Source organism: Myxococcus sp. CA056 (genome assembly GCF_013336715.1).
GTDB lineage: Bacteria > Myxococcota > Myxococcia > Myxococcales > Myxococcaceae > Myxococcus > Myxococcus llanfairpwllgwyngyllgogerychwyrndrobwllllantysiliogogogochensis.
The window spans coordinates 160,080-184,589 of record NZ_JABUMT010000006.1 but is presented as its reverse complement, the minus strand read 5'-3'; the positions used below and the strand labels follow the sequence as shown (position 1 = coordinate 184,589).

Genomic DNA, 24,510 nt, shown 5'->3' with positions numbered 1-24,510 from the left:
CCGTGAAGGACGACAAGGGCTCCGGGACCATGCGTTCCGGGGCCCTTGCCATGTGCGGTGTACCGCGCGGGCGTCAGTCCCGGGTCAGCGTGACATCGTCCACCTGGATATAGGTGTCCGTGCCGGACGCCCACAGGCCCGCGAACAGCTCCACCGAGTGGTTGGCGCCCGAGTCGAAGCTCACCGAGAGCTGCGTGTAGCCCGACAACGGTTGGGTGTAGTGGACCTCGGAGAGGATGGGGCCGCCCCTCGGCAGGCGGGCACCGAAATAGCCGTCGTTGTGTGCGCCGGATGTGCGCACCCAGCCCTTCAGCGTGTAGCGCGTGTGGGGCGTCACGGCGGCTTCCTGCTTGATGGCGTGCCAGCCCTGCGTGCCCCGGGCCCAGGCGTTGTTGGCGCCCGTCCGCGCGAAGCCCGCGCCCCGGTCGATTCCGGCGTTGCCGTCCGCGTACCAGGGCGACGTCGCGCTCGTGGACGCCTGCTGCTCGAAGCCCGCGTGCGCCACCAGGTTGGTGCCCCGCTTGAGGCTCACGTCATCGAGTTGCAGCCAGGTGTCTTCGGTCGCCCAGAGGCCTCCGTACACCTCGACGATGGCGTTTGGGCCGGAGTTGAAGGTGACGACCTGCTCCGTGTACGCCGGCAGAGAGGCGAAGGCGCGCTCACCGAGGATGGGGCCATTGCCGGGGCCGCGTGCTCCGAAGTAGCCCGTCGTGTTGTTCGCGGACGTGCGGACCCAACCCCGAAGCGTGTAGTCGGTGTGCGGCTGAACGACGACGCTCTGCTTCAGCGCGTTCCAACCGGAGTCGTAGCGCACGAAGCCGTTGTCCTGCCCGGTGCGCGCCTGACCGACGTTGCGGTCCACGCCGGCATTGCCCACCGGGTACCAGGGCGCCGTCACGGGTGTGGCGGACTGGGACTCGAAGCCGGGCTCGGAGAGGAGGTTGTCTCCGTCCGCGTCCGCCACGAGCGTCGCTCGCATCAGGAACGTGTTGTACGGCGTCCACTGGGACATGACGAAGTAGAGGCTCGTCGCCGTGCTGCCCCACGGGTGGATGAACGCGTTGTAGAGGCCCGGGAACTGGCTGCCGAGGGCGAGGATCTTCTCACCGCTCCACGGCCCCACCGGCGTTCCCGCGTCCCGCATGACGGCTGCCTGACGGTGCTCGTTCAGGTACGTCATGAGGAAGCGGCCGAGCGCCGCGTTGTACGAGACAGACAGCTCTCCCGCGATGCCGATGGCCACGGGTTGGGATGCGGCCTGGGACACAGCCCAGCCGTTGCCGTCCCAGTAACGGTAGGCGTTGATATCCAGGAGCGCGCCCTCGGGCACTCGGGCGAGGTGGACGTTGCCGTAGCGTCCGTTCGGCGTTCCGTACAGGTAGACGAACCCACCATTCTTGACGAGCGCGGCCATCTGGAAGTTGTTCGTCCAGGAGGCGTTGTTCCACCAGCGCGCGTTCGCGTGCTTCACCCACGTCTGTCCGTTGTCGTCCGAGTACGCGAGGCCCGAGTAGTTCGTGTACCACCGGCCCGCTTCGCCCCAGTGGTGGATGGACATGTAGTGGATGAAGTGGCGCGAGCCCGCCGTGACGCCCGCCGTGGGGATGACTGTGATTTCGTCGTTGTTGATCTTCTTCGAGGAGAGGACCTCCTTCGCGTGCCGGGCGTAGTCCTGGACCATCGAGGAGAAGGTGAGCCCATCCGCGAGATTCGTATCGGACGAGCGCGCGAGGACATTGCTCCGCCAGCCCGTCCCACACCCGCCATTGCCACACCACCCCGCGCCAAACGTGTCACCGAAGAGGACGAAGACCTCTCCCCCACCCTTGTCCCAGACAATGCCGAGGTCCGTCCCATACACCTCGTGATTCGCGTGGGTCTGATTGGGATTGGGGAGGAATTCACCGGCGGGAGTGGCCCCCGTCACCCGGGAGACCTTCGTCACGCCTGTCGGAGTCACGGCTCCGGCGGCGCCCGTGTACATCCAGGCAAGGATCCATACGGCTCGGTGCAACGACGACCACTCCCAGGGCTGCTCGCGACTCATCGTGCGTCTCCGCCTCTCTGGTTCGTCTCGATGCGTTCAGGACATCCGTGCCGGGGGAACACAAGCCCACCGACCCGGCCGGCGCATCCAACCACAGACAGACGGACAGACAGGCCATGGCGACCACGCCTCGGCGCACGGATGAACGCTTCGTCAGGTGTGGAGCATCGAGGGAGCGCGAGGCCCGTGGACGACGGACCTCGCGCTGCACCGCGGCGTGGCTCAGTCCGCGCGGGACGCGGGGAGACGGTCGTAGACCTCCGACGCCTTGGCGGACACGCGCGACAGCTCATCGAGCGTCGTGGATGCTACGGGCGTTCCACCCGAGTCCGCGATGACGAAGGCCACGGGACGGCCACGGGCGCGAATCGGCACGACGAGCAGACGCGACGACGGGCCGCCGAGCGCGGAGAAGATGGCCTCGTCTTGAGGACAGGTGGGAGTGTCGAAGCTGCTGGGCCCGAGCTGCTCCAGCGCGGACATCAGGAGCGACGGCGCTTCCAGGTCCACCTTGAGCGCGGAGACTTGAGGACTGTCGCATCCGGGCCCCCACGCATGTCCGACGCGCACGAGCCCGAAGCTCTCCCCCAGCAGGAAGGCCCGCTGGAAACGTCCGGCGCAGTACGCGAGCAGCACCTTGCCGAGCACTCCCTGCGTCCCCACGTCCTCCAGCGCCGTGAGCACCTGCTCCGCCGACACCGCGGGCCCCTCGCTCCCAGGAGCCACGGGGGCATCGGTCGCGGCCAGGAGCGCCCTCAACGCTTCCGACTGTTCACGCGCCTGGGGCTGCCAGGGCTGCTGAATGAAGTCCCAGGCGGAGGCGAGAGGCAGCTCACTCGCGGGCGCAGCTCGCTGCACCGTGCCGTCGAGGTCCACCGCGCGGTCCTCCCATGTGTGCTCCGCGACATGACCGATGGTGCCGTTGCCCTCGGAGCCCTGCCACCCCACGAACTCCCAGGTCGAGGCGAGCTGCATGGGTGCGTCATCCGTGGCGGGCAGGTCATCGAGTTCGATGGGCGCGCGCCGCGTCACCGCGGGCTTGGGGGGCTCCAGGGCTGCGGGCTCCGCGTTCGCCGCGCGGACCGCGTCCAGCGAGACCACGGTGCCCTCGGGGGACGGACTGGCCTCTCCCGAGGCCGCATCGTGGGACTCTCCCGTGGCGGCTCGTGCGGACTTGAAGTCGCCCACTGACGAGAGTGGTTCCGGGGCGTCGAACGTGACAGCCGCAGCCGGGGCGGGTTCGCCTGACGCCTGCTTGGACTCGGTGGCGGTGCTGGAATCAGGGAGGTTCGAGGCCGCTGCCGCAGGCTCCGTGACCGCACGCTGTGGAGAGACGTTGCCAGCCGGGAGTTCGCTCGCGGAATCACTTGTCCCGATGACATCGCGCTGAGTCGTGGGCTCGACGCGTGTGGACTGCTCGCCGTGCGACGCGAGCAAGGCACCGGCGGCCTCCAGTTCGAGCGACTCGCCGGCATCCTCATCACCTGCGAGGCTTTTCGGCTGAATGGAGTCATCCGAGGTGGCGGGCCCGCGCGGGTCTGCGTCACTCGGTCGCGACCTCACGAGCTTCCAGGGCTCGCCTTCGCTCGTGTGCCCTGTGCCTTGCGACTCCGCCGTGGAATCCGCTGAACTGGCGGGACGTGCGCTCTGCGTTGACGCGATTCCGGTATGAGCCGCCTCTTCGCTGGCGTCCAGATAGGCGACGGACGTCGACTCCGAGGCGCCGGTGGGCGGCACGAACAGCGTGGATGGCTCCGTGCTGGATGAGGCCGGCTCGCTCGACGCGTCACTTGGCAGGTCGGCGGATGCCGAGATTCGAAGCCCTGTTTGGGGCGACCCATCGCCTGGGTCCTCCAAGGTTTGTGAAGTGGCCTCCGCGACCTCTTCGCTTCCTGGCGTTGAGTGGACTGGCGTCGGGTCGGTAGAGGTGCTCGAGGACGGAACCTCGGATGCGGCGACGCCGGACGCTTGGGCCAGCGACGTCTCGAATGAAACGTGCTCGCTGGACTCCCCCATGGCCGAGCGGAACTCGACCGTCGTCACGGCATGGACTGGAGTCTCTTTGCTCGAAGCTCCCCCTGGCGTGCTGGACACGGACTCCGCCGACTTGGGCGCAGCCTCTTCGAGTGCGCCCCCAGTCGACGTGCTGGCGGCAACCGTTCCGACTTCGGGGACATCATCATCCCGGGTTGCGAACGAGGACCTTGCGTCCTCGACCAGATCGAGGCCACTCGATGTCTGTGACTCGGACGTCACGACTTCGGTTGAGGTCTCCTCGGTCGCGGGAGTGGCCCGTGCTGGGACAGCAAGCGAGTGGACCTCTTCGAGCACGCTCGACGGCCCATGTTCGCCCTGTCCGACCTCAGCAGATGATTCAACGCCGTGGGCTTCTTCCTGAGAGACCGCAGGCATGTGCAGCGCCACTGAGCGGTCCAGCACGAGGGCTTCGCTTGTGACAAGCGCGGATGCATCCGGGACAGGCGCGAACTCTGGCACCATGACTTCGAGCGCCCCCACCGTCAGCGCGCTCGGCTCGAGTTCAAGCCCTGCTTGAAGGTCTGCGTTCGGACCGGTCGGCTCGGATGCAATGGCTCCGTGCACCACCGCTGTCGATGCACCTGGCTCGGACGAAAGGCCTGTCGGCGCGGATGTGGTCGAGCCTTCCGTCGCGAACGCAATGCCTCCGTGCAGCGTCCCCGTCGACTCCGGTGCGATGCCATCGTGCACGCTCGCCGACGCAGGCACATCAGCCGAGGCCCTGGCAGCAGTGCCTTCACGTGCGGCAAACACTGGCGCAGTGGTATCGCCCGCAGCTTCTTCGCTCGCGATGCTCCCTGACGTGGGCGCATCCGGCACTGCACCAGACACGTTCCATTCGCGCGCGGCATTCACGGGTGCAGCAACTTCGAATTTGAAACCCTCCCTCGTGATGCTCCACGACGTGGGCAACTCCGTCACCGCACCGAACGCGCTTCCTTCGCGAGCGGCATTCACCGATGCAGTGTCATCGAATGTGAAACCTTCCCTCGTGATGCTCCACGACGCGGGCGCGTCCGTCACTGCACCAGACGCGCTCCCTTCGTGCGTGGCATGCACGGGTGCAGCGACTTCGAATGTGGAACCTTCGCTCGCGATGCTCCACGACGTGGGCGCGTCCGTCACTGCACCAGACGCGCTCCCTTCGTGCGCGGCATTCACGGGCGCAGCGACTTCGAATGCGGAACCTTCGCTCGCGATGCTCCACGACGTGGGTCGCTCCGTCACCGCACCAGGATCACTTCCTTCGTGCGCGCTATCTACCGATGCAGAGAGAGCGAATGCACGGTCCTCGCTCGGTTGCCCCCACGACTCGGGCACATCTGACAGCGACTCCGATGCAGGCACTTCGCGCGCGTCAGCGCCCCCTGCGTTCGCGAAAGCAGGTGCTGGCAGCCCGACCAATCCATCGCTCGCGAGAGGGGTGATTCCCGGTGCTGTGTCCGACATCGAGGGAACAGACTCCGTCGCCGGACGCGTTGTTCCTTCCCACTCAACTTCGAGCGGAGCCGGCTCACCGGGAGACACCCGAATGACGCCGTCGACTCCATGCGGAGATGTTGGCGTCTCGCTCGGCTGATCCAACTGTGCTGAGCCACCTCCCACGAAGGGCGCCATTCCCTTCGGTGCCATACCCGGCGGCTGTGGCCCTGTGGTTCCGGGCGGTGCGGACCGCAGTTGCCCGGGCGATTGTGGCGACTCCGCCAACGAAGGCTGCACGACCCCCGACGGGGTCGCGACGTGCGCGTGAGGTGGAACTCCAGGCTGCGGCGGACGCGCCATTCCTGGAGGAGGCGGGCCCACGGGGCCACTCGCCACCGAAGCCGGTCGTCCTCCAGCGGCCACATTCAGGCCCGGAGGAACCACTCCCTGTGGACCAGGGGCCGACGGAAGGCCCGTCCCTGATGGCGGCCTCGCGCCTGCCATTCCAGGAGGCACGGTGCCCGGAGGACCCGATACGGCGGGCATCCCTGCGCTCGAAGGCCGTGTGCCTGCTGCCATACCCGGCGGAATACCGCCCGGCGGCGCTCCTGCTCCCGCTGGCATGCCCGGCAGCACCGCACCATACGGCCCTGAACTCGCTGACATGCCCGGCGGAATCGCGCCCTGCGCTCCTGCTGGCATGCCCTGCGGCACTGCTCCCGCGGCCAGGCCCTGCGGAATCGCGCCCTGCGACGCGGCTCCTGCTGCCATGCCCGGTGACACCGCACTCGGCGGCACTGATCCCGCTGTCTGGCCCAGTGGCACCGCACCCGGCGGCGCTGCTCCCGCTGCCATGCTCGGCGGCACCACACCCGGCAGCGCTGCTCCTGATGCCATGCCCAGCGGCACCGCCCCCGGCGGCACCGCGCCCGCTGCCATGCCCGGCGGCACCGCGCCCGGCGGCCCTGAGACGGGCCGCGCACCCACGCCACCCATCCCTGGGGGAACAGCCCCCTGCGCTCCGGGCACCGTAGACATTCCCGTCCTCGATGGGGGTCGTGCTCCCATCATCCCAGGAGGGACGGTGCCTTGTGATCCTGGCGGCGGGGGGGCATTCGGGCCAGCGCTCTGCGGTCCCTGCGCTGACGGCATGCCCGTATTCGACAGAGGCCGTGCCCCCATCATCCCCGGCGGAATCGGCGCGCCTTGCGAGCCCGCGGGAACATTCGCCCCCGGTGGCGGCCGTGCTCCCGCCATCCCTGGCGGAACCGCTCCTTGGGGTCCAGCACTCGAACCACCAGGACCTTGCGGCCCCTGTATCGATGGCGTGCCCGTGCTCGACGGAGGCCGTGCTCCCGCCATCCCTGGCGGAACCGCTCCTTGTGCTCCCGGCGCCAGAGGGGCATTCGGGCCCACAACGCCCTGCGGTCCCTGCGCTGATGGCATCCCCGTATTCGATGGAGGCCGTGTCCCCGTCATCCCAGGGGGAACAGGGCCTTGAGGTCCCGCCCCCATGGGGCTGCTCGCGACAACAACGCCCGGCGGGCCCTGCACCGACGGCAGGCCCGTGCCCGACGGAGGCCGTGCCCCCATCATCCCCGGCGGAACCGCGCCAGGCACCGAAGTGACAACCCCCGCGCTCGATGGAGGCCGTGCCCCCGTCATCCCCGGCGGAACCGCGCCTTGCGGCCCTGGCACCGAGGGAACACCGGCAGTCGAGGGCCTCGTGCTCGCCACTCCGGCAGGCACCGGTCCCGCGACAGCAGGAGTCCCCGTGGACGAAGGCGGGCGCACGCCCAGAGGCCCCATTCCCTGTCCTCCGGGAACCGGAGCCATTCCCGCTCCCGGAGAGGGCCTCGCGCCCGGCGCTCCCGCGACAACCTGCCCCGCGCCTTGCGGAATCGAGGGCAGGCCCGTCCCCGAAGGGGGCCGTCCACCCGGAGCGACCATCCCAGGAGGCACCGCCAGTTCGGCGAATGGTCCAGGCCCCGCTGGCCGCGCGGCACCCGCATTCCCGGGAGCACCCGAAGGAGGCACTCCACCCGCCGGCACCAGAGACTGAACTCCAGGTCCGCTCTGCGGCCCTACCGACGACGCGTCACTCACGCTCGGCCGCATCGATACTGCCTGTGGCCCCATCGACGACGCTTCACTCGCGCCCCGAACCACCGCGCCTCCAGGCGCAGCCGGCGGCCCCATCGTCGACGCCTCACTCGCGCCCGGCCGAACCGCCACGGCTCCAGGCGCGGCCGGCGGTCCCACCACGGACGCGGGCGGCCTCGCCCCCGCGCCTCCTGGGGCGCCAGCACCCGGCGCCCGGTTCAACCCAGGCGGCTGATGCGGAGACCACTGCCCTCCCGAGTGTCGCGAGACCATGCCGGGCGGCTGCGCGGCAATCCCTCCCTGCCCCTCCCCCACGACACCTCGCTCGCCCTGCCCCGCGAACACCGGCGGTCTCGGCGCGGGAGGCTCCACGACCTCCTCCATGACGCCCTCGAGCACCTCCTCGGTGTCCACGAGCTCCAGTTCCTCGGTGGGGTCGATCTCCTCCGCCGCCTCGAACTCTTCCTCCGGCTCGATTTCCTCCGCCACCTCCAGCTCCAGCGGAGCCACGGGCGGAGACAGCCGCGGCGGCGCAGCGGGCGAGAGTCGGGGCGGCCCATCCATCCGGTTCCCCCCTTGAGCCACCGCCACGGGAGCAAGTTGCGGTGGACCCGAGGGTGCCAGCATCGGAGGCCCTGCCTCGGCCCGAGCGCTTCCTCGAAGCTCCATCGCGTCGCCGGAAATCCCGGCCCCGGAAGCGCTCGACGCACTCCACTCCACGTCCTCCGCCGCCACGTCCTCGGCGTCGTCGCTCAGGAACTGTCCGGGCGCCAGCCCCCCGAATATCCCCTCCGTGCCCGGCTCCGCACGCACGGGCGCTGGAGGCGGAGCCACCTCGGGCAGGGGAACCATCACCCCGCGCCCCGGTGCCACCGCGCCCCGAGGCTGCACCGCGCGCCGCGCCGTGGCCATGCTCATGGAGCGCGACTCGCGACGGATGCCGTAACGCTGCGCCTGGTAGTGGAACAGCCGCAGTTCCGGAGTGATGTGCGGAAGGATGCGCAGGCCCGTGATGAACCCGAGCGCGTCCGTGTGCTGGATTTCAAAGGGGCTCGCCATCGCCACCTTCAACCGGCGCCCCTCCTGGGCCAGCGGGAAGGCCAGGTGCTTCTCCGCCAGCGCCGCCGGCAGCAACCTCAGCGTCGCGTCGGTGACGACCTCGAAGTCGGCCTCCTGGGCCACCGGGTAGCGCGTCTGCTCCCCCAGGACCATCGCCACCGTGTCGATGTCCAGCAAGTCCAGCTCGATGAGGATGGACCCCAACCGCCCACCGTAGATGAGCTGGGCCTTCAGGGCCTCGTCGAGCTGCGCCTGCGTGAGGAGGCCCTTACGGACCAGGATCGCTCCGAGCTTTTCCGCCATGCCCTTCGGAGTCTAGACGGCTTCGCCTCCCCTCGGGGCCGGCTCCCCGCCCCTCCCCGCGTCATTTCGACCCGCCACCCCGGCACCTCGCACACAACCCGGCCGCAACAATCGCGCTCCGTGTGAAATCAGACGGGGCTCCACCGACCGCCCTCCCCGCGAGGCGGTGTCCTTTCTGCATCCAGAACCCTTCCCCCGCACAAACGCCACCGGCCCCACACATCCTCCTGCTCTTGCAACTCAATCATCAACAGCGAGGCGGCTCTGTCAGTGATAACCGCTATAACCGGCTGTGCAGCCTAAGCTGCGAAGTCCCATCCCCACAGGAGAGCAGATGAAACGAATCCAGCTCGCAGGTCTCGTCGCCGCGCTGACACTCAGCGCGCCGGCCGCGCTGGCCTCGGCCCCCGTGTGCAAGGCGGCGGCCTCCCCCGCTTCCCAGCGCGCCACGAAGGTCGGCGAGGACGTGTACCGACGCTTCGAGTCGGCACATCCCTACGCCACCACGGAGCTGCGCAGGCAGAGCGGTCCGCTGCACACCGACGTCATCACCCACCCGGGGGCCGCGTACATCGCCGCGCACTTCGAGCGGCTGGAGCTGGAGGAGGGAGACTTCGTCGTGGTGCGTTCGCCGGACGGCACGCGCTCGCGGCGGTATGACGGCTCGCACCCGGGGGCGCGCGACGGCTTCTGGGCCATGCACATCCCCGGCGACACCGCCATCGTCGAGCTGCACGGCACCGACTCCCCTGGGCGCCGAGGCATCCTCAACCAGCACGGCTACTCCATCGACCGCTTCGCGCGCGGCTACACCAACGCGGAGCAGGGCTTCACGTCCGAGCTGAACAAGGCCCTGTGCGGCGTGGACGACTCCGGCTGGGCCCCCTGCTACGCCACCAGCGAGCCGACCCTCTATGGCCGCGCCCGTCCCGTGGCGCGCCTGCTCATCGGTGGCTCCAGCGCCTGCACCGGCTGGCTCGTGGGCAGCCAGGGCCACATCCTCACGAACCAGCACTGCATCGGCACCGCCAGCGATGCGCAGAACACCGACTTCGAGTTCATGGCCGAGGGCGCCACCTGTGCGACGAGCTGCGGGAGCTGGTTCGGCTGTCCGGGCCACGTCATCTCCGGCGGCACGCTGGTGCAGGCGGACGCGCCTCGCGACTACGCGCTGGTGCGGCTCGCGGTGAATCCCACCAACAGCTTCGGCTACCTCCAGATGCGCGGCGCGGGCGCGGTGGTGAACGAGCGCATCTACATTCCCCAGCACCCCGCGGGGTACGGCAAGAAGATCGCCGTCACCTCCACGGACTCCACCGACGAGTCTGGCTTCGCGGAGGTCTACAGCCTGAACGAGGCGTCCTGCCAATCCGGCGGCCCCAATGACGTGGGCTACTTCGCGGACACGCAGGGAGGCTCGTCCGGCTCGCCCGTGGTGGGCTACTCGGACCACCTGGTCGTCTCCCTGCACCACTGCGCGAACTGCCCCAACCGGGGCGTGCCCATCCAGGCCGTCGTCAGCCACCTGGGAGCCAACCTGCCCCAGTGCGCGCTGCCCACCGCCGGCTGCCCGGACCCCAACGGCAACGGCGAGCCGCCCCCGGAGGAGCCGCCTCCGCCGGCCAACTCCTTCACGTACACGGCCACCAACACCAACAACGCGCAGCAGAACACCACCAACAAGAAGCTGGCCCTCACCGCCGGCCAGCAGCTCACCGTGGCCACCTGTGGGCTGACGGGCGCGAAGACCACGGGTGACACGTACATGCGGCTCTTCAACCCCGCGGGTACTTCCGTCGCCACCAACGACGACGCGTGCGGCGGCCGGGGCTCCAGCATCACCTTCACCGCCACCACCGCGGGCGAGTACGAGGTGCGCGCCGGCTGCTATTCCACCGGAAGCTGTGGCGGCACCGTCGTCTGGGAAATCTCCGGGGGCAATCCCCCGCCGGCCACGTCCGGCTCGTTCGCCTTCAGCGGGAGCAACACCAACAGCGCCCAGCAGGCGACCACCAACCGCGACCTCGCCGTCACCGCCGGCCAGGTCCTCACCGTGGCCACCTGCGGAGCGACGGGCGCGTCCTTCACCGGGGACACGTACCTGCGCCTCTTCAGCGGCGCCACCCAGTCCGCGGCCAATGACGACGCGTGCGGCGGCCGAGGCTCCAGCTTGAGCTTCACCGCCACCACGTCCGGCACGCTCCAGATTCGCGCCGGCTGCTACAGCAATACGACGTGCAGCGGCACCGTGGTCTGGAACATCCAGTAGCGACCGCGGTCCACCGCGCGTCGCGCTCACGGAAATCCGTGTCCGACGCGGGGCCCGGGCCACGGATTTCCGTGGCCTGGGCACGCCTGCCTCCTCAGTAGGCGTTCTTCGAGAGGAAGCCGCCCAGCGCGGTGCGCACGAGAATCTTCAGGTCCATCAAGAGCGACCAGTTCTCGATGTAGTACAGGTCGTACTCGATGCGCTTCTCGATGCACGTCTGACCGCGCAGGCCGTTGATCTGCGCCCAGCCGGTGATGCCCGCCTTCACCTTGTGCCGCAGGTGGTAGCGCGGAATCTGCCGCTTGAACTCCTCGATGAAGACGGGGCGCTCGGGGCGCGGGCCGACCAGGCTCATGTCCCCCGTCAGCACGTTGAAGAACTGTGGCAGCTCATCCAGGGAGTACTTGCGCAGGACGGTGCCGATGACGGTGCGGCGCGGGTCGTCCTTGGCCGCCATCATCGCCCCGGAATGCTCGGCGTCCACGCGCATGGTGCGGAACTTGAGGATGTGGAAGGTGCGGCCATCCATCCCCATGCGCTCCTGTCGGTAGAGCATGGGACCGCGGCTCGTCAGCCGCACCGCCAGCGCGGTGGCCGCCATGAGCGGCGCGGTGACGAGGATGGCCAGCAGCGAGAAGAGGATGTCGAAAGCGCGCTTGGAGACGCGGCTCCAGCCCTCCATCGGGTCACCCTGGAGCCGGATGATGGGCAGGCCGCCGAACTCCTCCAGCCCGCCGTACAGGGTGATGTACTGGTAGAGGTCCGGCACCACCCTGACGTCCACGGTGCGCAGCGCCAGTTGCTCCATCAGCCGCTTCACGTGCGCCTGGTCCTCCAGCGGCAGCGCGAGGATGACCTGGTCCACCGGCTGCGCATCCAGCACGCGCTCCACGTCGTCCACGTGGCCGATGATGCGCACCCCGTTGACGTATTGGCCCACCTTCTCCGGCCGCAGCGACAAAAGGCCCGTCACGCGGAAGCCCAGCTCGCGGTGGCCCTCCACCGTCTCCACGACACGCTGGCCCAGCTCCCCCGCGCCGATGACGAGGATGGACTTGAGGTTGTGGCCCCGGCGCCGCACCTCGCTCAACACGTAGCGGAACGCCAGCCGGATGCACGTCACCAGCACGAAGGCGTAGACGACGAAGATGACCAGCGTCAGGCGCGAGTAACGCTCTCGCGCGAAGTACGTCGCGGCCACCAGGATGAGCGTCGCGGTGATGGTGGACTTGAAGACCTCGAACACCTCACCCGTGTTCGTCCGGGAGCGGTTCGTCGCGTAGAGCCTCGACTGCTTGAAGGCCGCCGGGAAGATGACGAGCACCATCAGCAGCGAGACGAGCGAATCCTCCCAGGGTGGGATTCCTTCCGTGACGGGGACGATGCCGGAGAACCGCGTGGCGTACGCCAAGGCGAACGCCACCGCGAGCATCACCATGTCCGCGACAACCTTGATGGACGTGTAGAAGCGCTGGAGACGACTGAACACGCCTGGACTCCTGTAACCTGGTCAACGGGGCGCCACCCCTTTGCAAGACTCGCACCCCGGTACAACGAGCACGTGCCCTGCCCGACTCCCTCTGACAGGCTGGCGTCGTAGCACGGAAAATCCCGTGAAACCAACGAGTTACCCCTGCCCCGGGTGGACAGTGACAAGAGGCGGACACGACTCGCTGATGAAAGACGGAGCCTGGGATGACAGCGGCGTCACACCGCCGCCACGCGACGTGGGGATTTCCTCGACACCCTGAGGACGGACTCCACCTCGGACAACATGGCGCGCTGGAAGACAGCGCGCCCAAAGCGCTCGGCCTGTGAGCGGGCATCCTCCGCTCGGAAGCCGACCTCCCACGTCTCGAAGCGCCGCACGGCGTCCGCGAGCGAGGCGGGTGTCTGCTCGGAGAAGAAGAGTCCCGTGCGGCTGTTTACCGTCTCCAGCGCCCCGCCCTTGCCGAAAGCGATGACGGGGCGACCGGTGGCCTGGGCCTCCAGCGGGGTGATGCCGAAGTCCTCCTCGGGCGTGAAGATGAGCGCGCGAGCATCCCGGTACAGAGACGGCAGCGCGTCGTCGGAGACGTTGCCGAGGAAGCGGATGTGCGGCGACGACGCCGTCGACCCCAGGCGCGAGGCCTCCTGCCCGGTGCCCACCACCCACAGCGGAGCGCCCAGCGCGCGGAAGGCCTCCAGCGCGATGTCCAGCCGCTTGTAGGGCGCGAAGGCGCCGAGCCACAGGAAGTAGCCACCCTGGCCGCCCCCCTCCAGGGGAAGCCGGGTGAAGCGCTCCAGATCCACGGGAGGATGGACCACGGTGGCGCCGCGGCCCCAGAAGCGCTGGAGCTTGCCGGCGACGTGGTGGCTGTTGGCGACGAAGTGGTCCACGCGCTCGGCCGAGGCCCGGTCCCACCGCTGGAGCCAGGGACGCACGGCATGGGCCGCGACGCGCACCGGCAGGCGGGTGCGCCCCGGGCCAAAGTAGTCGTCGAACAAGTCCCACATGTACCGCATGGGCGCGTGCACGTAGCTCAGGTGCGGCAGCCCCGCCGGCACGCGCAGCCCCTTGGCGACGCAGTGGCTGGAGGAGAGGACGACGTCGTAGTCGTCCTGGAGGCGCAGCGATTCGATGGCCCGGGGCATCAGGGGCAGGAAGTGCCGGTAGCGCTCGTGGATGCCGGGAATCCGCTGAAGGAAGGACGTGAAGATGCGGCGGCCTTCAATGGCCGGGGACTGGCTGCCGGGCCGGTGGATGAGGGTGTAGATATCCGCGTCGGGCAGCACTTCGCAGAGCGCATCAAGCACACGCTCCCCCCCGCGGTGGGTGACGAGCCAGTCGTGGACCAGGGCGACCTTCACGATGCGGGCCTTCTAGCACCGGGCGTGCCGCGTGCCGACAGCAACGCGAAGCGGGCGCCTGCCCGCCCCCCATGAGGGCCGCGCGTGTGGTACGCCAAGCACGTGGCTCATGTCCTCCTCGACCTGCGCATGGTGCGCGGCCGGCTGCACGGGATTGCCCGCTATGCGCTCGAGCTGGCGCGGCGCGTCCCCTCGCTTGCCCCGGACCTGCGCTTCACCGCGCTGGTGCCCCCCGAGGGCCTGCCCTCGGACCTGGGAGCGCTCGCGCCGCGCGTGCCCATGCATCGCTCGTTCGCGGGGTTCCTGTCCCCGGTGGAGCAGCCCGCGCTGGCGGCGGACCTGGCGCGCCTGTCGCCCGACGTCTTCCACGCCACGTCGTTCGCCCTGCCCCTGTTCTGGAGCGGCCCGCTGGTGGCCACGCTGCACGACGCAAATCACGTGGCGCTGGCCCATCAGTATTCGCCAGCGCAGAGCCTGTACTACCGCGTGGTGGTGGGGCCTCGCGCGAAGCGGGCCGCAGCCCTGGTGACGGTGTCCGAGTTCTCGCGCGAGGAGCTGGCGCGGCACCTCAAGCTGTCGCCCTACCGGTTGCAGGTGATTCCCAATGGCGTGGACGCGCGCTTCCAGCCGCCCTCCGCGGCGGAGGCCCGCGAGTTCAGGGAGCGCAACGAGCTGCCCGCGCGCTACGTGGCGGCGGTGGGCAACGCGAAGCCCTTCAAGAACCTGGCGCTCTTGAAGCACTTCGCGGCGGACCTGCCGGTGCCCATCGTCCTGCTCGCGGGCAAGGGCGCGGTGGCGCACGAACTGGGGCTGTACGAGAACGTGATTGACCTGGAGGAGCTGCCCGAGTCCGAGATGCCGCTCTTCTACGGGGCGGCGGCGGCGCTGCTGCTGCCTTCGAAGTACGAGGGCTTCGGCCTTCCCGCGCTGGAGGCGATGGCGACGGGCTGTCCGGTGCTCGCCTCCGACGCGACGGCGCTCCCGGAAGTCGTGGGCGGCGCCGCGCTGCGGCTCTCCCCCGAGGACCCGGTGGCCTGGCGCGAGGCGACGCTGCGCGTGCTTCGGGACGAGGCCCTGCGCACGGAGTTGACGGACCTGGGCCGCGAGCGCGCCGCGCGCTTCACCTGGGACGAGTGCGCGCGCAAGACGGTCGCCGTGTACCGGCGCGTGCTCGAAAGCCACCCGCCTTCTCCTCGTTGACGGAGGCGGGGTCCGAGCCCGCGACAGCTAGCGGGACGCCGGACGCGCGCGCAGCACGTCACTGCCCTCGCACAGCCCCAGGCCCCAGATGAGGGCGAAGGAGAGGTGCACGCTGGAGTGGAATGGCAGGTAGTGCACCAGCGCGAGGATGTGGAAACCCACGAAGGACAGGAGCGCGCCGGTGGCGGCCAGCGAGCCCGCGCGATAGCGACGGATGAGCGCCAGCCCCAGCAAGCCATGCATGGCCAGCGTCAGCAGGAGGCCCACCAGCCCCGTCTCGGCCCACACCGTCAGCCAGAGGTTGTGCGAGTCGGTGGCCAGCAGGTCGGTGATTCCCGACTCCCCCTGCCGCGCGAGCACCGCGGCCTTGTGGTTGCCGAAGCCCACGCCCACCAGCGGGTGCTCGCGCACGAGGCCCCAGCCCACCGTCATGGCCAGCTCACGCTCACCGCCGTAGATGTTGCCCACGGCCTTCTCCATGCGGGCGCGCCAGGCGGGTGAGGCCAGGACGACCACCACCAGCACCGCGATGAGCCCCAGCCCCGCCTTGCGTGCGACTCCACTGACCAGCAGCAGCAGCGCCACCACGCTGACCAGCAACGCCGCGCCCAGCGCCGCGCGAGCGAAGGCGTTGTAGATGGACACCAGCATGCCGAGCACCACCGCGCCCGCCAGCACCCGCCGCCGCGCTACCTCGGAGCCGCCCAGAATCGCCAGCGCGGGGCCCATCGCGGCAATCGCGCCATGGGCGAAGCGCAGCCGGTGGAAGAAGATGCCCCCGGCCGCGTAGCGCGGAGACGTCTCCGTGCCGAAGTTCTCGTGAAGCCGGCCCGGGTTCAGCTTGAGGAACGCGAAGGGCTCCCAGGGCCAGCGCACCCGGTTCTGGAACATGCCCAGCGCCGCGGCGAACAACCACCCCGCCGCCACCGTGCCCGCAAGCGCCAGCCACGGCACACCCACCGTGCCCACGCACGCCACGGCCGCGCCCGCCACCGAGTCCAGCACCTGTCCATAGCGCGAGCTTCGCGGCCACCCACTCGCAGCGCCCGTCAGCAGCGCCAGCCCGGGAGACACCACCTGCCACGCGCACAGCGCCACGCTGGCCAGCACATAGGCGCGCACGTCGGGGGCGAGCTTCAGGTGGCGCCGCGCGGCCAGCACCAGCGCCAGTAGCACCGCCGCGGACGCGGCCACTTGAAGAACGACCTCCGCCAGCACCAGGCCCACCGCCCAGGCGAGCAGCACTCCAGCCACGGCGCGACGAAGGAATGTGTCCAGCCGGGGCTGGGCGAGAAGGTCCATGGATGGACTCACGCTACCTCACCGCGAGCCAACGGCGGGGCATGTGAAGAAAGCCCTCGCGTCGCAGCCACAGCGCCCCGGCCGCCAGCACGAGCAGGACGGGGGGGGTCCACGCGGCCACCAGCGGCGTCAACCGCTCGGTGAGCACCAGCGTGCGGCACACCATCATCAAGCCCCACATCGCCACCGCGACGAGCAGGCCCTCGACGATGGCGGCGGTGAGGTGCCCTCGGCGATTCGTGCGCAGCGCCAGCCCCACCCCCAGCAGCGCCGCGGGAAGTGCCGCCAGCGGATAGGCGAAGCGGTTGTGCAGCGCGAGCTCGAACTGCTTCGTCGCGAGCCCCACCTCCCGGCGCGCGACAATCTGCTCGCGCAGCTCCCGCACCCGCATCTGCTCCGGACGTCCCGGCCGGATGCGAAAGGCAGAGGCGGCGATGCCCAGCTCGTATTCGGCGCTCTCCAGGCTCTTCACGGAGGTGTGCTTCTCCCCGGTGAAGGCGCGCTCCACCACGCCCATCAGCCGCCAGCGCGTCCCGTCCACCCACTCCATCCGCGCCGCGTCCAGCCGCCGCTGCAGCTTGAACTCCCGCGACAGCGTGAAGATGGACACGTCCTGGAAGCCCTCCTGCGCGCTGCCCGCGCGGAGGAAGAAGATGTGGTCGCCTCGTCGGAACCACTGCTTCGGCGTGTAGTAGAAGCGCCAGTCACCCCAGCGGTTGAAGCGCTGCGTGGTGATTTCATCGACGCGGCGCCCGGCATGCGTCGCGACGACTTCATCGAAGGCGATGAGCCCCGTGCACGCCATCAACCCGAAGGCCAGCACCGGCGCGTACAGCGCCGTGGGCCCGAAGGTCAGCGCCCGGATGGCCGTCACTTCGCCTTGCTTGCGCAACGCGGACACCGTCGTGCCCGCGGCCAGCAACAACGCCGCCGGTCCGAGCTGCTGCACCGCCATCAGCGCCTTGTACCCGTAGAGCTTCGCCGCGTCCGTCACCCAGCCCGGCCCGGTGTACGTCTTCGCGCGGTCCACGAAGTCCACCACCACGAAGACGAGCACCAACCCACCGAGGATTCCCAGCGCGTAACGAACGTAGGTCCGCAGCACGTACCCGAAGAGCGTCAGTCTCACCGGACCGTCCCAGAGCGGCTCACCCGATACAGGGCCACCGCACCCACCAGCATGAAGACGACGTTGGCCAGCTGTCCCGCCAGGGGTGCCGGCAGCTTGCCCTGCTGCCCCAACTGCTCGAAGGCGCGGCTCAGCAGGTAGTACAGGACGTAACCGCCCAGTGTCAGCAGATAGCCCCACGCCCGGCCCGCCTGTCGCCGGCCGATGGCCAGCGGCGTGCCCAGCAGCGCGAAGGCGATGGGAGCCAGCGCGCCACCGAGTCGGCTGTGCAGCGCCATCCTGAAGCCGCGCGCATCCCCACCGCTCGCCTCCGCCTCGCTCGCGGCCTGGAGCAACTCCGATGGCGTCAGCTCTTCCTTCGCGGAGGTGAAGCGACCCCGCTTGCCCATGGACGCGCCCACGCCCACGCTGATCTCCGCCCGGTCGAAGTGGATGACGCTGTAGTCCTCGGAGGCTCGGCCGGAGCGGTGTACCTCTCCATCCTCCAGGGCGAAGCGCAGCACCTCGCCACCACTGGACGTCCCCACCTGCCCCCGGTGCGCGAGCACCAACAGCGGCGAGCTCGCCTCGCGGTCGTCGTGCAGCAGCACGTTGGTCCACTTCCCATCCGGGGACACCTGCTCCGCGTACAGCGTCAGGTCGCTCAGGTCCTCGTAGAAGGTGCCGGACTTCACGTCGCCCACGACGTTCTTCCGGATGACCTCGCTCACCAGCTCCTTCACTCCCGTAAGGCCCCAGGGCTGCGCGGTGGAGGTGATGAGCAGCATCAGCGCGCTGAGCGCCACCGCCACGCCCATGGGCGCGAACAGCAGGCGCGTGGGCCCCACCCCCAGCGCCTGGAGCGCCGTCAGCTCGCGGTCTTCTCCCAGTCGCCCCAGCCCCAGCAGGATGGCCAGCAGGAAGGCGATGGGCAGCGCCATCATCAGGAAGTGCGGCGTGAGATAGGCCACCAGCCGGCCCAGGTCCGTAATCGTCACCGACGAGCCCAGCAGCACGTCCGTGCCCCGCAGGAACTGCATCACGAACAGCAGCAGGAACATGAAGGCCACCCACACGCCGAGCGGGACCAACAGCTCCTGAAGGAGATAGCGGGAGATGCGCGTCACGGTGCCGCCTTCAGCCCCTTCACGCCGATGTCATGACGAAAGTGCATGCCCTCGAAGCGCACCGCCGCCACCGCCGCGTAGGCTCGCTCTCGCGCTCGCGCCAGGTCATCGCCCCGCGCGCACACCGTCAGCACCCGTCCGCCGCTCGTCACCAGCACCCCGTCCCGCATCTCCGCGCTCGCGACGAACACCGTGGCGTCCTCGGGGACCGCATCCAGCCCGTCGATGCGCTGCCCCTTGCGAGGCGCCTCCGGGTAGCCCTCCGCCGCCAGCACCACGCCCACCGACGCGCCAGGCGCCGCCACCAGCGGGCGCGCCTGCAACTGTCCACGTGCGCACGCGTCCACCAGCGGCAGCAGGTCTTCACCCAATTGCATCATCAACACCTGCGTCTCCGGGTCCCCGAAGCGCGCGTTGAACTCCAGCACCTTGGGTCCGTTGCGCGTCAGCATCAGCCCCGCGTACAGCACCCCCTTGAAGGGCAGCCCGCGCCCGCGCAGCACCGCCAGCGTCGGAGCGATGACGCTCTCCCCGACGTCGGCCAGTTGCTCCGCGTCGAGGAACGGCGCCGGGCTGTAGGCCCCCATGCCGCCGGTGTTGGGGCCGGTGTCGCCATCGCCCACGCGCTTGTGGTCCTGCGACAGGGGCAGCATGACGTAGCGCTCGCCGTCACACAGCGCCATGGCGGAGACCTCCTCGCCCTCCAGCAGTTCCTCCAGCACCATGCGCTGCCCCGATGTGCCCAGGGCCGCCACCGCGCGCACCGCCTCTCGCGCGGAGTCCACGTCGTGCGCGACGATGACCCCCTTGCCCGCCGCCAGCCCATCCGCCTTCACGACGATGCGGCCTTGCGCCACCGCGTAGGCCTCCGCCTCGACGGCGTCCGTGAAGGTGCGGAAGGCCGCAGTGGGGACTCCCGCCTCGGCCATGATTTCCTTGGCGAAGGCCTTGGAGCCCTCGATGAGCGCCGCGCCCGCCACGGGCCCGAAGCAGGGGATGCCCGCCTTCGCCAGCGCGTCCGCCACGCCGGCCACCAGCGGCGCCTCTGGTCCCACGACCACCAGGTCCACCGACTCCCGGCGGGCGAGCGCGACCACCTCGTCCGGCGCATCCGCCTTCACGGGCACGTTGGTCGCAAGCTTCGCCGTGCCCGGGTTGCCGGGGGCACACCACAACCGCGTGAGCCGAGGACTCTGGGAGAGCTTCCACGCCAGCGCGTGCTCACGGCCTCCGGAACCCAGCAACAGGACCTTCACATCCACCTCACCGTTCCAACAGGTAGAGCATCCGCTTGGCCGGGAGGTACGCGGGGTCCAACCCCACCACCTTCACCAACTGAGTTCGCGCGTCGTCACGCCGCTGCGCCGCTTCCAGCTCCGCGAGCCGCGCCTTGGCCGACAGCAACGTGGGAGACAGCCCCAACGCCTCGCGCAACGAGCGCTTCGCCGGTTCCACCTGACGGCTCTCCGCCAGCACCAGCCCCTGCGCCAGATGCGCCACTGGCAGCTGCCGCCCCGCGGACACCGCGCGCGTCGACAGCGCTCGCGCCTCCGCCAGGTTCCCCCGCCGCAGCGCGATGAGCGCCCGGTACGACAGCGCGCCCGCGTTGTTCGCGTCCGACTCCAGCACGTCGCGGAAGTGCCGGTCCGCCGCGTCCAGGTCTCCCTGGTGGAAGCGCAGCAGGCCCTCGTAGAGATACGGCCCCGGGTCCTCGGCGTTCTCCGCCAGCGAGAGGATGACGTCCTCCACGCCCCTCACCGTCTCCGAGGGCCGCATCCAGAAGCGCGTCGCCACGGGCCTGGGCTCCAGCCGCAGCGGGTCCGCGCGCAGCGCCAGGTTCAGCGCCCGGAACGCGTCCTCGCGCCGCTTCGCGCCCGCCGCCGCCACGCCCGCCAGCAGCTGCGCGTCCAGCCGACGCTCATCCCGAGTCAGTGCATCCTGAAAGCGCTCCAGCGCCTCCGCGGGCTTCTTCTCCAGCAGCAACAGCCGGCCTTCCAGCACCAACTCCAGCGCGCGGTCTTCCAGCCGCCCCTTGATGCCGTCCAGGTGCTTGCGAGCCCTCGCCGCGTCGCGCTGTTCCAGGGCGACGAGGAAGACCTGCAGGTGCGCCTCGGGCAGATCCTTCACCAACCCGAGCGCCTCCTCGGCGGACTTCACTCCCGCCTCGCTGTTGCCCGCCGCGCGCTCCGCGGCGGCCAGATGGACGAGCACCTCCGCCACATCGCGGCCACCATGGCTGTCGCGGCTCTTCAGCAGCGCGCGCAACTCGCGCACACCCGTCGCGGGATTGCCTTCCATCTGGTAGCGCAGCACCGCGAGCGGCAGCAGGGCGCGCAGCTCACCGGGGTCCGCCTTCACGCGCGCTTCGTACAGCCGGCGCGCCTCGCCCACCTCGCCCACCTCTTGATAGATGCGCGAGGTCGCCGCCAGGCTGTCCCAGTCCCTCGGGTCCACCGTCAGGCGCTTGCGCAGCGTCTCCAGCGCGAGCGAATACTCACCGTCCGACTCGTGCGCGAGCGCGCGGTAGTACTGGATGCGCTTGAACTCCGGCGCCAGTTGCTGCGCGGAGTCGAAGTGCTTGCGTGCCAGCCCGCCCGACGTCGACAGGTACGCCCGACCCAGCACCAGATTGGCTTCGGCCTTCTGCTCGTTCGTCGCCTGCGCCTGCACCAGCAACTCGTTCGCCAGGGCCTTCGCCCTATCGAGCGGCTCGGACTGTCGAGAGCGCGTCAGGAGCAGGTTGGCGTGCGCCAGCAGCAGCAGCGGGGTGCGCCCCGCGCGCGACTCCGACGCCTCGATGAGCGCGCTCGCCTCCGAGAAGGTGGACTCATCCAGCCCGGCGCCTCGCCCCAGCGCCAGCGCCTGGACGTAGCCCGCGATGGCCGCGTCGCTGCGAGGATCCAGGAGCAGGGCCTGCTGGAAGGACTCCTCGGCCTCCGAGTAGGAGGAGCGCTCGTCGCGGGCGAGTTGCTGCTGCCCCTCCGCGAGCCGCTCCGCGCTCGTGCCTTCCAACATCAGGTACTTCAGCTTCCACCGGGGCAGCACCGCCTTCACGGCCTCGGGAATCACCGCCACGGGAGGAGACTCCGTCCGACGACGCTCCTGCTCCTGGTGCTGCACGAAGAAGTAGCCGCCCACGCCCGTGCCGACGACGAGCAGCGTCAGTCCACCGACGAGCGCCCAGCGTCCTCCCCCGGAGGAGCCGCGCGAGCCCGGCATTTCCGCGGAGCCGGAGCGAACGTTGGACTGACTCCGGGCCGCACCCGACGCCGCGCGGGGATTGCTGCGGGGCTCGGAGCCCAGCGAAGGCACACCGGACGCAGCACGCGAACCCTCCCGGGGCATCAGCTCCAGCGAATCGGCTCCACCCTCCTCCGGCGCGGTGAGCGGAGGCAGGAAGTCCGCCGTCCCTGGCGCGGCGACGGGCACCGGGGCCGCCGCCTTGGGCGCCCCTCCCGCGGGCTCACGCTGTCGACAGTCGTCGCAGATGCCGAGCGCCTGGTCGAATGGATCCAGCAGCGGCTTGTTGCACGTGCGGCAGCCCATGGTCGCGGGCTTGGGCGCGGCGGCCGCGACCGGAGCCGACGCCGTGCGCTGCGGCGCCGCGGCTGCCGGCGGTGCCACGGAGACCGGCACCGCGCCGGGCTCCGACGAGATGCGCGCGACGGGCGCGGGTGGAGCCGTGGGTGCGGGCCCGAGGAAGTCGAGCAGCGGATCCCCTCCGCTGGACGACTCGGGAGCCGGCCCCAAGGCCGCGAAGGGATCCACGGGGGGCGCCGTCGCGGGAGACGGCGCAGGCAGCGCGCCGAAGTCCGCGAACAGGTCCGCTTCCGGCGCCGCGGCTTTCGCGGGCCGGGCCGGTGGGGCGGGCGGCTCCACGGCGGCGGGCGGATTGCCGAAGTCGCCAAACAGGTCATCCGCCGGAGGTGGCGCGGACGACGCAGGGGTGGGCGCCGAGGGACGCGGCGGTGCGGCCGGCACGTCCCCTGAGGGCACGGCCGAAGGATCGCGCCGGACGAGCTGCAAGTTCCGGCAACGGGGACACTGCGCGCGGACACCCTTCGCCGTGATCAGTCGATCATCGATGGCATAGGCAGCCGCGCATTTCTGGCAGACGATGCGCATGAGTCAGTGCCGGAAGTGTCGCACTCCGGTCACCACCATGGCCATCCCATGTTCGTCGGCGGCCGAAATGACCTCCGCATCCCGAACAGAGCCGCCTGGCTGGATGACGCACGTCGCCCCTGCCCTGGCCGCCTCGTCCAGGCCGTCCCGAAAGGGGAAGAAGGCATCCGAGGCCACGGCGGCCCCCTGGAGGGCCTGTCCGCCGCGCTGCATCGCGATTCGGACCGAATCCACTCGATTCGTCTGTCCGCCGCCCTGGGCCAGCAGCTGGCTGCCAGAGGCGAAGACGATGGCGTTGCTCTTGACGTGCTTGCACACCTTCCAGGCGAACCGAAGGGCCCGCTCCTCGTCCGGTGTGGGTGCCCGCTTGGACACCACCTTCCAGCTCAATTCCGGCTCCACCGCGTCCCGGTCCATGAGGAGCAGCCCTCCGGACACGCTCCGGCCATCGAGCTGAGCCCTCGGCCGGGCGGTCGGCGAAGCCAGCGCCGCCCCCGCCTCCAGGAGCCGCAGGTTCTTCTTCGCCGCGAGCACCTGGAGCGCCGCCTGCGAGTAGGAGGGCGCGATGACCGCCTCCAGGAACGTCTCCGCCATGGCCTGGGCCGTGGCCTCGTCCACCTCGCGGTTGAACGCGACGATGCCACCGAAGGCGGAGATCTCATCCACCGCCCGCGCCGTGCGGTACGCCTTCACCAGCGAGTCATCCACCGCCACGCCACACGGCGTGTTGTGCTTGATGATGACGGCGGTGGGGTGCTCGGGGAACTCGAGCACCAGTCCCAGCGCGGCATCCAGGTCCAGGATGTTGTTGTACGAAAGCTCCTTGCCCTGCAGCACCCGGGCGAAGCCCACCGTCGGCTCCGAGGGCGCCGAGTGCTCTCGGTAGAAGGCGCCGCGCTGGTGCGGGTTCTCCCCGTAGCGCAGGTCCTGCGCCTTGCGGAACGACAGCGACAGCTCTCCGGGGAACGGCTCGCCCGCCTCGGCGGACAACCACGCGGAGATGGAGGCGTCGTACGCCGCCGTGTGCGCGAACGCCTTGCGCATCAGCTTGCGGCGCGTCGCCTCGCCCACCGACTTCTGCTGCTCCAGCTCCGCGAGCACGGCGGGGTAGTCGTCCGGGTCCACGACGATGGCCACGTGACGGAAGTTCTTCGCGGAGGCGCGCACCATCGCGGGCCCGCCGATATCAATCTGCTCGATGACCTCCGCTTCGGCCGCGCCCGACGCCACCGTCTGGCGGAACGGATAGAGGTTCACCGCGACCAGGGAGATGGGCTCGATGCCGTGAGCCTTCATCTCCTCGCGGTCCGCCTCCAGCTCCAGCCGACCGAGGATGCCGCCGTGGATGCGCGGGTGGAGCGTCTTCACTCGTCCGCCGAGAATCTCCGGACTGTGTGTGTGCTCGGACACCTGCGTGGCGGCGATACCGGCGCCCTTGAGCGCCTCCAACGTGCCACCCGTCGACAGCAGACGGTAGCCCAGGCCAACCAGCCCCTGGGCGAAGGGAACCAGACCTCGCTTATCGGAAACGCTGAGGAGAGCCAGCACGTGTGCGCCT

General features: G+C 70.0%; 12 protein-coding genes. 2 read left to right on the top strand and 10 right to left on the bottom strand.

The window, feature by feature from the left end:
* Window positions 1-73: 73 nt before the first annotated feature.
* Both HUA76_RS25390 and HUA76_RS46510 read right to left on the bottom strand, forming a co-directional pair.
* Window positions 74-1,945 (bottom strand): DUF4185 domain-containing protein, encoded by a 1,872-nt coding sequence (locus tag HUA76_RS25390; RefSeq protein WP_371823521.1) that lies wholly within the window; start codon window positions 1,943-1,945, stop codon window positions 74-76.
* Between the two features lie 324 nt (window positions 1,946-2,269).
* Entirely contained in the window at window positions 2,270-8,971 is a 6,702-nt protein-coding gene (locus HUA76_RS46510; protein WP_174462324.1) for a hypothetical protein, read from the bottom strand.
* 334 nt (window positions 8,972-9,305) lie between these two features.
* On the opposite strand from HUA76_RS46510, the gene HUA76_RS25380 reads away from it, so the two are divergent.
* A complete protein-coding gene (locus tag HUA76_RS25380; protein ID WP_174462323.1) occupies window positions 9,306-11,240 on the top strand; it encodes a serine protease in 1,935 nt (644 codons plus the stop codon).
* Window positions 11,241-11,334: 94 nt separating this feature from the next.
* Here HUA76_RS25380 and HUA76_RS25375 read toward each other — a convergent pair whose 3' ends face one another.
* Window positions 11,335-12,729 (bottom strand): undecaprenyl-phosphate glucose phosphotransferase, encoded by a 1,395-nt coding sequence (locus HUA76_RS25375; protein WP_141643802.1) that lies wholly within the window; start codon window positions 12,727-12,729, stop codon window positions 11,335-11,337.
* Between the two features lie 218 nt (window positions 12,730-12,947).
* Entirely contained in the window at window positions 12,948-14,090 is a 1,143-nt protein-coding gene (locus HUA76_RS25370; RefSeq protein WP_141643801.1) for a glycosyltransferase, read from the bottom strand.
* A gap of 84 nt (window positions 14,091-14,174) precedes the next feature.
* Here HUA76_RS25370 and HUA76_RS25365 point away from each other — a divergent pair, with 84 nt between their 5' ends.
* Window positions 14,175-15,290, top strand: a complete 1,116-nt coding sequence (locus tag HUA76_RS25365) for a glycosyltransferase family 1 protein (RefSeq protein ID WP_174455171.1) — start codon at window positions 14,175-14,177, stop codon at window positions 15,288-15,290.
* Window positions 15,291-15,317: 27 nt separating this feature from the next.
* Here HUA76_RS25365 and HUA76_RS25360 read toward each other — a convergent pair whose 3' ends face one another.
* From HUA76_RS25360 to purH, 6 genes are read right to left on the bottom strand one after another with little or no spacing between them, the layout of a single operon-like run.
* Window positions 15,318-16,592 carry an O-antigen ligase family protein gene (locus HUA76_RS25360; RefSeq protein ID WP_174462322.1) on the bottom strand — a complete coding sequence of 425 codons (1,275 nt, stop codon included), beginning with the start codon at window positions 16,590-16,592 and terminating at the stop codon, window positions 15,318-15,320.
* 13 nt (window positions 16,593-16,605) lie between these two features.
* Entirely contained in the window at window positions 16,606-17,721 is a 1,116-nt protein-coding gene (locus HUA76_RS25355; protein WP_174462321.1) for an LptF/LptG family permease, read from the bottom strand.
* Entirely contained in the window at window positions 17,718-18,827 is a 1,110-nt protein-coding gene (locus tag HUA76_RS25350; protein ID WP_174455168.1) for an LptF/LptG family permease, read from the bottom strand. Before HUA76_RS25350 ends, HUA76_RS25355 begins: the two co-directional genes overlap by 4 nt.
* A complete protein-coding gene (purD, locus tag HUA76_RS25345) occupies window positions 18,824-20,089 on the bottom strand; it encodes a phosphoribosylamine--glycine ligase (protein ID WP_174462320.1) in 1,266 nt (421 codons plus the stop codon). Before purD ends, HUA76_RS25350 begins: the two co-directional genes overlap by 4 nt.
* Window position 20,090: 1 nt before the next feature.
* Complete coding sequence (locus HUA76_RS25340) at window positions 20,091-22,952, bottom strand: tetratricopeptide repeat protein (protein WP_174462319.1); 2,862 nt, start codon at window positions 22,950-22,952, stop codon at window positions 20,091-20,093.
* Between the two features lie 3 nt (window positions 22,953-22,955).
* Complete coding sequence (gene purH / locus HUA76_RS25335; RefSeq protein WP_174462318.1) at window positions 22,956-24,500, bottom strand: bifunctional phosphoribosylaminoimidazolecarboxamide formyltransferase/IMP cyclohydrolase; 1,545 nt, start codon at window positions 24,498-24,500, stop codon at window positions 22,956-22,958.
* Window positions 24,501-24,510: the final 10 nt, after the last annotated feature.